Origin of the sequence: Gluconacetobacter sp. (genome assembly GCF_047721585.1) — a bacterium.
Classification (GTDB): domain Bacteria; phylum Pseudomonadota; class Alphaproteobacteria; order Acetobacterales; family Acetobacteraceae; genus Gluconacetobacter; species Gluconacetobacter dulcium.
Window position 1 is genome coordinate 1 of the sequence record NZ_JBDNXE010000114.1, and the last position, 13,221, is coordinate 13,221.

At 57.5% G+C, this 13,221-nt stretch carries 7 protein-coding genes; all 7 read left to right on the forward strand.

The window, feature by feature from the left end; translation table 11 throughout:
* Window positions 1–161: 161 nt before the first annotated feature.
* The 7 genes from ABF821_RS16545 to ABF821_RS16575 all read left to right on the forward strand — a co-directional run bounded on the left by ABF821_RS16545 (window position 162) and on the right by ABF821_RS16575 (window position 12,812).
* Window positions 162–1,565 (forward strand): methyl-accepting chemotaxis protein, encoded by a 1,404-nt coding sequence (locus tag ABF821_RS16545; RefSeq protein WP_415530821.1) that lies wholly within the window; start codon window positions 162–164, stop codon window positions 1,563–1,565.
* A gap of 443 nt (window positions 1,566–2,008) precedes the next feature.
* Entirely contained in the window at window positions 2,009–3,691 is a 1,683-nt protein-coding gene (locus ABF821_RS16550; RefSeq protein ID WP_415530822.1) for an EAL domain-containing protein, read from the forward strand.
* A 442-nt stretch (window positions 3,692–4,133) separates the two neighbouring features.
* Window positions 4,134–4,649, forward strand: coding sequence for an RNA polymerase sigma factor (locus tag ABF821_RS16555; protein WP_183010242.1), 516 nt, complete (start codon window positions 4,134–4,136; stop codon window positions 4,647–4,649).
* 132 nt (window positions 4,650–4,781) lie between these two features.
* Entirely contained in the window at window positions 4,782–5,765 is a 984-nt protein-coding gene (locus tag ABF821_RS16560) for a FecR family protein (RefSeq protein WP_415530824.1), read from the forward strand.
* A 128-nt stretch (window positions 5,766–5,893) separates the two neighbouring features.
* Window positions 5,894–8,422, forward strand: a complete 2,529-nt coding sequence (locus tag ABF821_RS16565) for a TonB-dependent siderophore receptor (protein ID WP_415530825.1) — start codon at window positions 5,894–5,896, stop codon at window positions 8,420–8,422.
* A gap of 831 nt (window positions 8,423–9,253) precedes the next feature.
* The gene (typA, locus tag ABF821_RS16570; protein ID WP_183010239.1) at window positions 9,254–11,077 is read left to right on the forward strand and encodes a translational GTPase TypA; all 1,824 of its coding nucleotides are present in this window, start codon (window positions 9,254–9,256) and stop codon (window positions 11,075–11,077) included.
* Window positions 11,078–11,441: 364 nt separating this feature from the next.
* The gene (locus tag ABF821_RS16575; protein ID WP_415530827.1) at window positions 11,442–12,812 is read left to right on the forward strand and encodes a GGDEF domain-containing protein; all 1,371 of its coding nucleotides are present in this window, start codon (window positions 11,442–11,444) and stop codon (window positions 12,810–12,812) included.
* Window positions 12,813–13,221: the final 409 nt, after the last annotated feature.

Consider the following 13,221-nt stretch of genomic DNA (forward strand, 5'->3'; position numbering starts at 1 on the left):
AACAATATATAGGAGAAATTTATAAATATTCTATTCCGTTGACTTTGTTCTTGGGTTATGAAATATCCTCAAGTGCCGAACTCAAGAAAAAAGCTATAATCGTGCTTCAATATTTGTATAAAGACGCTCCTGTCCGCATCAAGATCCGGGTGGTTCTTCTGATGGAGGAGGTTTATCCGCTGCTGCAAATTGCGTTGGCGGTTGCCGAGTATTTCCTGCACGTCAGCGCTCTCCATATGCTGTACATGGCTGCGGTCATGTTCGTGCTGAGTCAGGTGGGGGTCGTGAGCATCTGGCATGTGCTGGAACGGGCCGTTATCGTGCCGACGGAAAAGCTGGTGCAGGTCGGCGAACAATTGGGGCGGGGGATCATCGCCGACACCATCCCGTATTTTGAGAACAGGGATTGCACCGGCAGGTTGGCGCGGATCATGGTGGCGTTTGCCAGCAACGTCAAAGAACAGACGGCGGCGCGCGAAAACCAGGAAAAGATGGCCGTCGAGATCCGCGAAGCCTTCGAACGCAGTCAGGCGCGTGACCAGCAGACAAGCAAGGTCATCTCGGTTCTGGGCGCCGCGCTGAGCGACATGGCCCAGGGGGATGTCAGCCAGCAGATTGCCGACCCTGTGTTTTCCGGCGAATTCGCGCCCTTGCGCGACGCTTTCAACAATTCGATCCAGGGCCTGAACGTGGCCCTGCGGACCGTGGCGGGCAGTTCGGACCTGATTGCGACCAGTGCGGCCGAGATTTCCACGGCGTCCGACGATCTTGCGAAGCGGACCGAAAAGCAGGCGGCCAATCTCGGTCAGGCCGCGATTTCGGTCAGGACCGTGACCGAAGGCGTGCAGGTGACCGCCCGCGCCTGCGCGCAAACGACGGAAGAAACCCGTCAGGCGCTGGAAAAAGTCCGGCTGGCCACCGATGTCATGATAGAAACGACGAAATCCATGGACGGGATCAAGGTCTCGTCCGACGCGATCGGTGAAATCATCTCGGTGATGGATAATATCGCGTTCCAGACCAATGTGCTGGCGCTGAACGCCGGCGTGGAGGCCGCGCGTGCGGGCGATGCCGGGCGCGGCTTCGCTGTGGTGGCGCAGGAAGTGCGCGCGCTGTCCGAAAAGGCGGCCCAGTCGGCGAACGAGATCAAGGGGCTGGTTACCGTCGCGTCCGAGCAGGTGTCCAAGGGGGTGGCGCTGGTGCAGACAACCGGGGGGTACCTGAGCGCGTTTGCCGAGACGACCAAGGGGATTGCCGAACGGATCGAAGGGATTTCCACCTCCACCCAGGAGCAGGCACGCAGCCTTTCGGAAATCACCGCGTCGATCAGCGACATGGACCGCGTCACGCAGCAGAACGCGGCGATGGTGGAGGAAACGACGGCCGCGAGCCATAACCTGACCGGTGAGACGAAAACCCTGTCCCAGACGCTTGGACGCTTCAGGATTTCCCGTTCGGGGTCGGGCCGGGTAATCGAACATGTCGGGACTGAACCGGTCGCCGATCCGGTCCTGGAGGACCGCACCCGTCGGCGACAGAAGGTCCTGGTAGGGGCCCCGGCCTGAAGGCGGACCTGCGCGGCGACGTTCGCTTTCGACCGGCAGGGCGATCGAGGGCAGAGCCTGTCTGGATGCGTGTCTTCAGGCAGGGGACGATACGCGTTCAAACGATAAGCCGGGGCCTTTCCACCGAACCGGTTTCTGGTGGAAGGCGCTTGAGCCGTATCCGTTGACGCTGGTGCATGGGTCTGAAGCCTTGTTTTGTCGCGCATCACGATCGGGCCGGATGAGGCCGTTCGGCCCGATGATGCGTCAGGTCTGCTGGCAGGAAGCCTTTGCTTTCGCCGCTGCGTCCTTATTCGGGGTTCCGCACCTTTACGGGCAGTCGCGCATGAGCGTGCCGGTTCTGTGTGATCCGGTTCTGTGTGATCCGGTTCTGTGTCACGGGGTGTTCCCTGGTTTCTTCAGCCCGCTGTTCCGTGCGATATAAAAAGAGTCATTCAAGGACAATGATGTTGGACGCATTCGATTTCATACAGCTTCATACCGGCATTCTGGATTCGCTGCCGGTTGCCGTGATTATTGTCGATTCGCAGACTTTCAATATTATATATGTGAATGACGGCGCGAAGAAGATTATTGAGAGCATTAAACATATATTTGATTTCGATCTGGATGTGAACAATCTGATCGGGCTTTCGGTTGATGTCTTTCATAAGAACCCGGCCTACCAGAGGCGCATTCTGTCGGATGCGAAAAATCTGCCGCATTACGCCAGGGTTCATATCGGCGATCAGACGCTCGATCTGAAAGTATCCGCGGTGATGGACCCGGCCGGTCGTTATCTGGCGAGTATGCTGACGCTGGAAAATGTCACGGCCGAAATCGTGTCCAACCAGAAATTATACCATATGGCTCATTATGACGTTCTGACGGATCTTCCTAACAGAGTCTTGTTTTTCAAGAAATTGTCGGAATTCATGGACGGCGTGGTCAAGAAATGCAGCGTTATTTATATTGATCTGGACGGGTTTGGTATCATCAACGATACATATGGTCACCAGGTAGGAGACCGGGTGATCGGGGAATTTGCCGACAGGCTCAAAGCAATCGAGGTGGAAGAAGAACAGTATGTGATGTTCAGCCGGATCGGCGGCGACGAGTTCTTATGTCTGTTCTCGGAAAATTCCGTCGAAGAGGTGTCGGCTCTGTCGGACAGGATCATTTCCGTCTTCGATGCGCCGTTCGATGTCGGGGGGCAGAAAATGTGGCTCAATGCATCCATCGGGATCGCATTGATGCCCGAGCATGGCATTCTGGCGGATATTCTGATCGGTCATGCCGATCTGGCACTCAGCGAAGCAAAGAGAGCGGGCAAGGGGCGGGTCTGTTTCTTTTCCGAGGATCTGGTCACGCAAGCCTGGGAACAGGTCAGGATCAGTAAGAAATTACGGAGCGCGCTGATCAACGAGGAGGAACTGTTCCTCTTCTTCCAGCCGATCGTGGAGCTGAAGACCGGTCGCGTCGTGTCGCGCGAAACATTGGTGCGATGGAACAATCCGTTGCGCGGATGGGTGTCTCCCGCGGAATTCATCCCGATTGCGGAGCAGAGCGACCTGATCGAATTGCTGGATGATTTCGTGCTGGAAAAAGCCTGTCTCGCGGCGTTGTCGTGGCAGGACGAGGCGCGTGTCGCGGTGAATATATCGGCGCGGCATCTGGGCAGAAACACGCTGGTGCCGAAGGTCGCGTTCATTCTGCGGAAAATGTCGCTGCCGCCGGATCGGCTGGAGATCGAGGTGACGGAGACGGCGGAACTGCACTTGCTCGACAGGGTCATGGAAGACCTGCACGCCCTGCGCCGGATGGGGGTGCATATTACTCTGGATGATTTCGGAACCGGTTTTTCGTCGCTGAGCCAGATCAGATTCTTTCCGTTCGGCAAGATCAAGATCGATTCGTCATTCGTGCGCGATGCGATGGAGCGGCCGGAATGTGCCGCCGTGATCGGTGCCATCGCCTCGATCGGCCAGCGCCTTGGATTGCGCGTCGTTGCCGAAGGGGTGGAAACGCAGGCCCAGCATGATCTCGTTACGGCGGAAGGGTGCTCTGAAGGGCAGGGGTACTTTTATGGAGCCCCGTCCGCGGATGGACGATATGGCGCTCCGTGCCTGTCGGGTGGCCTGGAATAAGCACCGGCCGGCGGAGACGCGGCCCCGGTTTTCAGGCGGGCGCGCATGTGATGGTCCGACCGGGGGGGGCCGGTGAACGGACATCGGCGTGCGGACGAGCACGCCTGGCGGCCGATCGCTGCGATCCTGCGTTACCGCTTGCGTGGGATCGCGTTTAACGTTAGGGGAAAGTAAGAACGTGTCGCATTTGCGGCGGTGCGAGAGAGGCAATGATGGCTTGATCGTGCTCCTGAGAGCCTGACCGCAAATGCGGGCTGGTGAGCGAGAGCGGCCCGTCAGGGCCGCGCCCGGCGTGTGTTTCCGAGCATCGGAGCGGAGCGGCCTTGATGGCCGTGAGCACCGAAGCGCAGGAAACGCGCGGAGGACACGCCACCAGCGCGCATTTGCGGTCAGGCTCTGAGAGGGAGGGCAGGGCCGGAAGCGGGCGTGGCGTAAAGATCGAGTGGGACAGCCGGATAAATATTTCGCGCTTTTCGCGACACACCGCACTGATCTCGTGCGTTTCGCCAGGGGGATCATGAGAGATGATAGCCTGGCGGAAGATGTTGTTCAGGATGCTTTTCTGCGCCTGACGACCGCGACGCAAGGGCGCGTTCTGGCGGACCCGCTGAATTATGTTTACCGCATTATCCGGAATCTGGCGTTCGACCGCTATCGACGGCGCCAATTCGAGGCCGGATTGTTTGATCATGAGATAGACAGTTCTTCCGAAACAATCGAAGCGGATGCCCCGACACCGGAAGGTGAGGCCTCGGGGAAATCCGACATGCGGGCGATGCGCGCCGCGATGGCGGAACTGCCGGAACGGACGTGCGTCGCATTGGAAATGCATCTGTTCGACGGACGAAAGCTGCGGGAAATAGCGGCGCATTTCGGTATCTCTATCGGAATGGCCCATTCCCTTGTCGCGGCGGGTATGGAACATTGTCGTAAACGTCTTTCCACACCTGAATCCTGATCGGGTGGGCAAGCGGTAATTCATTGAAAAGATGCAAGTCTTCATTCGTCGCATAAAAGGAGATGTGCTGTTCGGATTGCTCCCGGTCGTCGCGGACGCAAGGCAGGCGAACAGGAAGGGTGCGGGCGAAGCGTGAGCGAGGACTTCAATCCAACAACGGCGGTTGAGTGGAAAATCGCTCTTTCGGAAGAGCCTGACGATCCTGTGCTCGGCGCGCGTTTTGACGCATGGCTTGCTGCTGCTGAGGATCACCGGACGGAGTGGCGGGACCTTACGCGGGGGCTTGAGAATTTCCGCCAGGTCGGTCCGCTTTATCGCGAGAAATGGGTGACTGCATCAGGTGGGGGACAAAACGCTGCGTTGCAGCGCGGCAGGCTGAAAAGAAGATCCGCCAGTTTTGTCAGGGTTTCGATTGTCGCATTCGCGGTTGCTGCCGCCTTTACGGTGGTATGCGCCCCTGATCTGCTGCTTCGATTGCAGGCCGATTACGTCACGGGCACGGCGGAGACGCGAACAGTCGATCTTGCCGATGGTAGCCAACTGATACTGGCACCGCGCAGCGCGGTAAAACTGTCTTACTCGGTAGGAAAACGGGATATTCGTCTTTTGAAAGGCGAGGCGCTTTTCATGGTTCGACATGATATGGCGCGCCCTTTTGAGGTTCACACGGACAAATTGACCGTGACGGATATCGGAACCATTTTCGATGTCAGACTGGCTCGGGGGGAAGAAGAGGTCTCTGTCCGGGAAGGCGAGGTCCGGGTGCGGGACGTTTCGGGTGGATTTCACGATCTCGATGCCGGAACGTGGGAGCGGATCAGCACTGTCGGCAATGGCGTGAGCGTCACGCATGGGAGCGGGGCGCCGGACGATGTGGGCGCATGGTCGGCGGGGCAGATTATTGCCAAGGAAAACAGCGTCTCCAGCGTCGTGGATCGGCTCCGGCCTTACTACCGGGGGGTCGTCGTCCTTTACGGATCATCCTTTGGGGAGAAGTCACTCACCGGCGTTTATGACGCACGTGACCCGGTTGGCGCGTTTCGGGCGATCGCCGCCGCGCATCATGCCCAGATGCATCAGGTTTCGCCCTGGCTGACGATATTGGCGGCGCCGTAGAGCGATTCGTCACCCCGCGTCATTTTTTTCTGAAAAACGCTCTCTGCCCATTCGTTAGCCCAATGAGGGGTGCGGTTGCATTGCATTCGCAATTGTGACGGCCCATGCGCATGGGAACGGATAAGGTGATGACGATTGACGATGGAATGAAGCGGCGCGGACGGCGGGTCGCGTGGCTTGTCGCGCTGGGCAGTACGACGTTGCTGAATGCTGCCGTGACGAAAAGCTATGGGGCGGAACTTTCCCAGAGCGCTCAGGCTGTCAGATCATTTTCCATTCCGGCTCAGTCTCTTGACGATGGTCTTGCCCGGTTCGGGCAGCAAGGTGGGTGGCAGGTTTCCGTTGATGGCAATCTTGCAAAATCTCTGACAACGCATGGTGTCAGCGGCACGATGACATCTGCTCAGGCCCTCGATGCGATCCTGTCCGGGACTGGCCTGACATACACGATCACCGGCGGCCGAACCGTTGTGCTGACGAAAGCGGCAGCCAGCATCATCCTTGGTCCGGTTCGTGTGGGTGGAACCCTCGTACGTCAAGACCCCACCGGTCCAGGGGTGGGATATGTTGCCGACACCACAATGGCTGGAACGAAAACCAACACCCCCATCACAGAAATCCCCAATTCAATATACGTTGTTACGAAGCAGGAAATGATCGACCAGCAGCCTCAGAATGTTGCTGAAGCACTTCGATACACTCCTGGAATTTACGCTGAAGGCGGCGGCGATTCTTCTACAGGGGCATCACAGAATTCAAATGTGCCAATTTATCAAAGAGGTTTTGCCACCGCGCAGTTTGTGGACGGGTTGATAAGTCGTTCTTCCTCCGCCGGAGAAACAAGCTTCCTTGAACGTATTGAGGCCGTCAATGGACCAGCGTCAGTTATGTACGGACAATTGAATCCGGGTGGAATGCTCGATATGAGCTTGAAGAAACCAACGAAAACCCCATTGCACCAAGTTTCGTTAGGGTTTGGCAATTGGGGGCGCTATGAAACGACGATAGACATAAGTGACAAGTTATCAAAAAGCGGCAATGTGCGGTATCGTGTTGCGGCGATTGGTGTAACGCAAGGAACTCAGATTGACCATGTTGATTACCATCGGGTAGGCGTTCTTCCCTCGCTTACATGGGACATTACCTCTAAAACGTCTCTGATACTTCTCGGTAGTTATATGTATACTCCCGGGGACGGGACAGGTTCGGCTTACCCAGTCCAAGGGACTCTAATTACTAATAGCAATTTGGCGCGTATTTCCCGTCATACATTCCTTGGTTTGCCAAATTTTAATGACGTCGGAGAAAAAGACGCGATGTTTGAATATCAATTCAAGCATGATTTTGATAAATACATATCTTTCAGTCAGATTTTCAGATGGGAAAGAAATATTTATAATCAGAAAAGCTCGTATTTCTCTTCGGTAACAGATATTCCCAACATTTCTGTATCACCATGGGCTAATCAATATGTGGCAACACAAGCGGCGTTGGATACCAGGGTATACGGAAAATTCCATATCAAGAATGTTATGAATACGTGGGTGTTCGGAACTGATTTTCGAAATTATTCGTCAAATGAAGTGTCGCAATTTGATTTCAATACACCTATTCTTAATGTTTATAATCCCCAGCCCAGTTATACGCCTTGCTACAGCCTCAGTTCGTCAAAATGCAACGTCTATGAAGAAAATGATAAATACTCTTACTTTCAAGAAGGGATCTATTTTCAGGATCAATTAAAGTATAAAAGATTATCTGTTCTTTTGGGTGGGCGCCAAGATTGGGTTGATTATAAAAGTCATGGTATGTATAAAATGAATTATGAAGGATCATTTGATAGTGGTCCGACGGAAAAAAATCCCCAGCCACGCAGTGCATTCACTTGGCGAGGTGGCTTGATTTATAATTTTGACTTGGGTCTTTCTCCATATTTCAGCTATGGTACGTCGTTTATGCCCCAAACACAGACAAATTGGCTTGGGCAACCGTTCGCCCCTCTAAGTGGAAAGCAGCTCGAAGCTGGTGTAAAGTATAAAATTCCCGGACGCGATGTTTTATTTACTGCTTCAGCATTCCATATTGTTGAGAATCATTATCTTATTGCTGATTTGGTTCATAGCGGTGGATATAGTGTTGACGGAGGAACGGTTAAATCCCAAGGCTTCGAGGTTTCTGCCAATGCTAATATCACAAAAAACCTCAAACTAGTTGCGTCCTATACATTTGAGGATGTTCGTTTCGGAAGGAGTTCAAATGCAGATCAATCATACAATCCTATTACAGGGAGCTATGGCGCATCTGTAGGTGAAAGTGGGAAGTTTGTCCCATATGTTCCCAGAAACATGCTTAATATTTTTGCAGATTATACCTTTGCGAACAAATCGCTCTCTGGCTTCGGCATCAATGGTGGTATCCGGTATGTTGGAACAACATACTCGGATTACATTGAATCGTACAAAACTCCAGATTATATATTGTTTGATGTCGGTGCACATTACGATTTCGGCCGACGTGTGCCGGAATTGGAAGGACTTCGGGCGCAGCTATCTATTTCAAATCTCACGAACAAATATTATGTTACTAGTTGCGCCACATACCAATGTTATATTGGCCAAGGACGCCGAGTTTACGGAAATCTTATCTATAATTGGTGAAATTTCCACTCCGAACTATAGCGACTTTTACTTTTTGAAATCAACACTCTGCCCCTCGTCTCAGGGCCAAGGTCGTGGGGCAGACGTGCTGCAAGTTCCGAAGGGCGGACCCTCGCAAGAAATGGGGCTGCCCCCGGCAGGATGCGTCGGGCGTTCCATGCCAGACTCGTGGGATGGCGCTGTGCAACGGTCGTGGGGTCATGCGGCAACCGGCGTGATCCCTGCCCTGCAAAAACGGATCGTCTGCGCCGGGCATGGTTCGCCATCTCCCGAAGGCGGGTTCGTGCCTGAAGGGAGAGAGCATCCCGTGTCGAGCGGTCTGAGCGTAGCGCCGCTGGCGTGCGATCGCGTCGCGCCCTTGGCTCTCGCGCCGTGGGGGTGTGTGCCGTTCGGCCAGGAGGGCGCAAGGGGCCGGGTGATCGGTCTGGACGATCCGGCGGGCGCGGTCTCGCGTATGCGGGGTGGTTCCGAGCTTGTGAGTCATCCGGCCAGTCTCATTTCGCGCGATCCTTATTGGCCGCACACGGAGCAATGAGGCGACGCGCTTCGTCTCGCGCGTTCAGGGACGGGCCATCCCTGCCGGAAACGTGCCGTCGTCACGTCACTGACCGATCGGTCAGCGCATGCCCGGCCTGCTGCCGAGGCCGTGCGGGAGGGGCGCGCGGGGCAGGGTTGGGGCCGCGCGGTGAAGTTTCGCGTGCAATCCGCGTGCGTCCCCTCTATCTAGCGCGGTGAAAAGAGATCATCCGTCGGTTCCGGCCGCTGCCCGCAGGGTGCGCGGTCGGCCGGCTTGCCCGTCCGGGCCCGCGAAGGAAGTCAGGTCACACACGTATGGATATCCGCAATATCGCCATCATCGCTCACGTCGACCATGGCAAGACGACGCTGGTCGACCAGCTTCTGAAGCAGTCCGGGTCGTTCCGCGAGAACCAGCATGTCGCCGAGCGGGCGATGGACAGCAACGATCTGGAACGTGAGCGCGGCATCACCATCCTGGCCAAGTGCACGTCGGTGGTGTGGAAAGAGACCCGCATCAACATCATCGACACGCCGGGCCACGCCGATTTCGGCGGTGAGGTCGAGCGTATCCTGAGCATGGTGGATGGCGCGGTCGTGCTGGTGGATTCCGCCGAGGGCGCGCTGCCGCAGACCAAGTTCGTGGTCGGCAAGGCGCTGGCGCGCGGGCTGAAGCCGATCGTGGTGGTCAACAAGATCGACCGTAGCGATGCCCGCCCCGACGAAGTGCATAACGAGATCTTCGACCTGTTCGCCGCCCTGGGCGCGAATGACGAGCAGCTCGATTTCCCGATGCTGTTCGCCTCGGGCCGTCAGGGCTGGGCGGACGAGGAGCTTGAGGGCGCGCGCAAGGATCTGGCGCCCATGTTCGACCTGATCCTGCGCCATGTGCCGGCGCCGAAGGTGGACAAGGAAGCGCCGTTCGCCATGGTCGCCACGATCCTGGAGAACGACAACTTCCTGGGCCGCGTGCTGACCGGCCGCGTCGAGCAGGGCCGCGCGAAGGTGAACATGCCGGTGCGCGTGCTGCGCCCCGACGGATCGGTGGTCGAGACCGGCCGTCTGACCAAGCTGCTGTCGTTCCGCGGCCTGGACCGCGTGCCGGTGGAAGAGGCCGAGGCGGGTGACATCGTTGCCGTGGCCGGCCTGTCGGAAGCGACCATTCCCGAGACCATCGCCTCGCCCGAAGTGACGGTGCCGCTGGAATCGATGCCGGTCGATCCGCCGACCCTGTCGATGACCTTCCGCCTGAATGACGGCCCGCTGGGCGGCCGCGAGGGCAAGAAGGTGACCTCGCGCCAGATCCGCGACCGTCTGTTCAAGGAGACCGAGGGCAACATCGCCATCCGCGTCTCCGAGAGCCCGGAGAGCGAGGCGTTCGAGGTGGCCGGGCGTGGCGAATTGCAGCTTGGCGTGCTGATCGAGCAGATGCGCCGCGAAGGGTTCGAACTGACGATCGGTCGTCCGCGCGTGCTGTTCCGCACCAATGAAGAGACCGGCGAGCGCGAAGAGCCGTACGAAGAGGTGCTGATCGACGTTGACGAGCCCTATTCGGGCGTGGTCGTCGAGAAGATGGCCATGCGCAAGGGCCTGATGCAGGACATGCAGCCCTCGGGCGGCGGCAAGGTGCGTCTGACCTTCCTGATCCCGTCGCGCGGGCTGATCGGCTATCATGGCGAGTTCCTGACCGATACGCGCGGCACCGGCATCATGAACCGTCTGTTCTCGGGCTATCAGCCCTGGGCCGGGCCGATCGAGGGGCGCCGCAACGGGTCGCTGATCTCGTCGGAAGACGGGGCGACGACGCAGTATTCGCTGTACTCGCTCCAGGACCGTGGCACCCTGTTCGTCGATGCCGGCGAGAAGGTGTATATCGGCATGATCATCGGCGAGCATTCGCGCGAGAACGACCTGGAAGTGAACCCGGTCCGCGAGAAGAAGCTGACCAACATCCGCGCCGCCGGCAAGGATGAGGCGCTGCTGCTGACGCCGCCGCGCAAGATGAACCTGGAACAGGCGATCGCCTATATCGAGGATGACGAACTGGTCGAGGTGACGCCGTCGGCCGTGCGGATTCGCAAGCGCTATCTGGACCCGCACGAGCGCAAGAAGCGTGACCGTGCCGGCGCTTCGGCCTGAACAGGCTTAGAACTGGCCGTCGGAGAGGCTGACTTTCCGACGGGCGGGTAGAATCCGAGTGGGGCCATGGCGGGTTTCGGGGGTATTCTTCCCCCGGAGCCTGTCATGGCCCGACCTGTTTAACGGACCTGGAATTTCTGTATCAAAGCGTGGTCCGGCGCGACATTTTCGGAAGGCAAGACGTTATAAAAACGTCATGAGAGAAATTGCCTCGGAAGGGTAAATCTGATAGCCGCGCTGGAAATCAGCTTGCGTCCTGCCTGGGTGGCTGCTGGTGCAACGATCTCTTTGACGATGCAGGGCCTGAACCAAGAAAATTTCTGAAAAGGAAGCGGACGTGTTTTTCGCGGAGAATTTCGTGTCTATGCCTGCCGAGGAACAATGGGGCTACATCATTGCCCATACTCCGGAAACGATCAGGCATGGACTCTGCGAAATCGTGCGTCGGAACGGCCGCACATGCGTCATCAATTTCTACGAGGCGTTGCTGAACCTGCCGGAGGCGGCGCTTTTTCTCGAACGCGATACGGTGGAGAGGCGGCTGCGGGGGAGCCTGCAGAATTGGCTGGAGCGCCTGTTTCCTGAGCAGGAGACCGATATGGCCGGCCTGCGGGCGCTGCAGGAGCGCGTGGGCTCGGTCCATGCGCAGCTTGAGATTTCGCCCGGCCTGGTCTCGTACGCGTTCTATTTCATCAAGATGAGCCTCAACTTGTTCATCATCGATTATTTCGAGTCGCAGGACGATCGGCTTCGGGCGGTGATCTATTGCCAGTCCATGGTCGATTTCGCCATGACCTACATGAACAGCGCCTACAATACCGATTTCAAGAAGAAGGTGGAGCAGGACCAGTCCTTCAAGATGTTCTCGCTGGGACAGGACCTGAATTTCGAGAAAGAGACACAGAAGACGACCTTCTTCGACTGGAGCACGCAGGCGCTGTTCTGCCTGTGCGAACAGAGGCTGGTTGACCTGCAGACCATCGCGGAGTCGCAGTTCGGCCTGTGGATGGCGCACAAGGGGCAGAATCTGTTCAAGGGAACCGAGGATTTCGCGCTGCTCCAGACCATGATCGCGGGGATCGACCGGCGGATCGTGGCGGTACGGGCGAGTGATGGGGTGCCTTCCGGTTTTGCGGCGGAACTGCGGAACAATATCCGCGACGTGACCTTTCTGACCAACCGGCTGTTCCAGGCGATGGAGGCGTTGCAGAGCGGGCTGGATCCGCTGACCAAGACGCTGACCCGCCGGTTCCTGGATGTGGTGATCCAGAACGAGATCGCGTTTTCCCTGTCGCACGACAAGGAATTCAGCATCATTCTGCTCGATATCGATTTCTTCAAGAAGATCAACGACAGCGCCGGGCATCTGGCTGGAGACGAGGCGCTGCGGCATGTCGCCGAGATCATCATGGGGTCGGTGCGCAGCAATGATTTCGTCTTCCGTTACGGGGGCGAGGAATTTCTGATCGTGTTGACCGAGAGTTCCAGTGCCGCCGCCGCCGAATATGCGGAGCGCATCCGCAGCCGGATCGAGGCCAGCGCCATTCCGTGCTCCACCGGCGCGACGCTTGCGCTGACCATTTCGGGCGGGATTTCGACCTTCCGGGGCGGGATCAAGATCAGTGCGCTGATCGAGCAGGCGGATCGGGCGCTGTATGCGGCCAAGGAGGCCGGGCGGAACCGGATCGAGATCTATGCCCGCGACCGGATCGACATGCGTTCGCGCGACGGCTGATGGCGTGTCGTAATTCGTAACGTTTTTAAGTTTGAGATTACGTTGCAATTAAGGCAATGTGCCCGCAACTGGGCACATATATACATATTTTAATACGAGACGGATTTCGGGCGGCGTGCTACCACTATCATGCACGGTCCGTATGCCGCCTTGCGCCCCATGCCTGCGGGGGAGGCGTTCTCCGGTTACGGATCCGGGTGTTGATTGGGATGACATCCTGATTTCTGGAGACATTCAATGATCGTTTCGACACGTCGCTTCCTGGCCGCTCTTTCGACCGTCGCCCTGATGGGCGCCGCCATTCCGGCCTTCGCGCAGGAAGCGCCGGCCACCCCGGCGGCTCCCGCGGCCCCGGCCGCTCCGGCTGCGACCGCCCCGGCGGCGCCCGCCGCCCCGAGCACCCCGGAAG

Bases quoted from the DNA above. Each gene is read 5' to 3' on its own strand.
- ABF821_RS16545 (WP_415530821.1), top strand. From the start codon at position 162: ATGGAGGAGGTTTATCCGCTGCTGCAAATTGCGTTGGCGGTTGCCGAG.
- ABF821_RS16550 (WP_415530822.1), top strand. From the start codon at position 2,009: ATGATGTTGGACGCATTCGATTTCATACAGCTTCATACCGGCATTCTG.
- ABF821_RS16565 (WP_415530825.1), top strand. From the start codon at position 5,894: ATGACGATTGACGATGGAATGAAGCGGCGCGGACGGCGGGTCGCGTGG.
- typA (WP_183010239.1), top strand. From the start codon at position 9,254: ATGGATATCCGCAATATCGCCATCATCGCTCACGTCGACCATGGCAAG.
- ABF821_RS16575 (WP_415530827.1), top strand. From the start codon at position 11,442: ATGCCTGCCGAGGAACAATGGGGCTACATCATTGCCCATACTCCGGAA.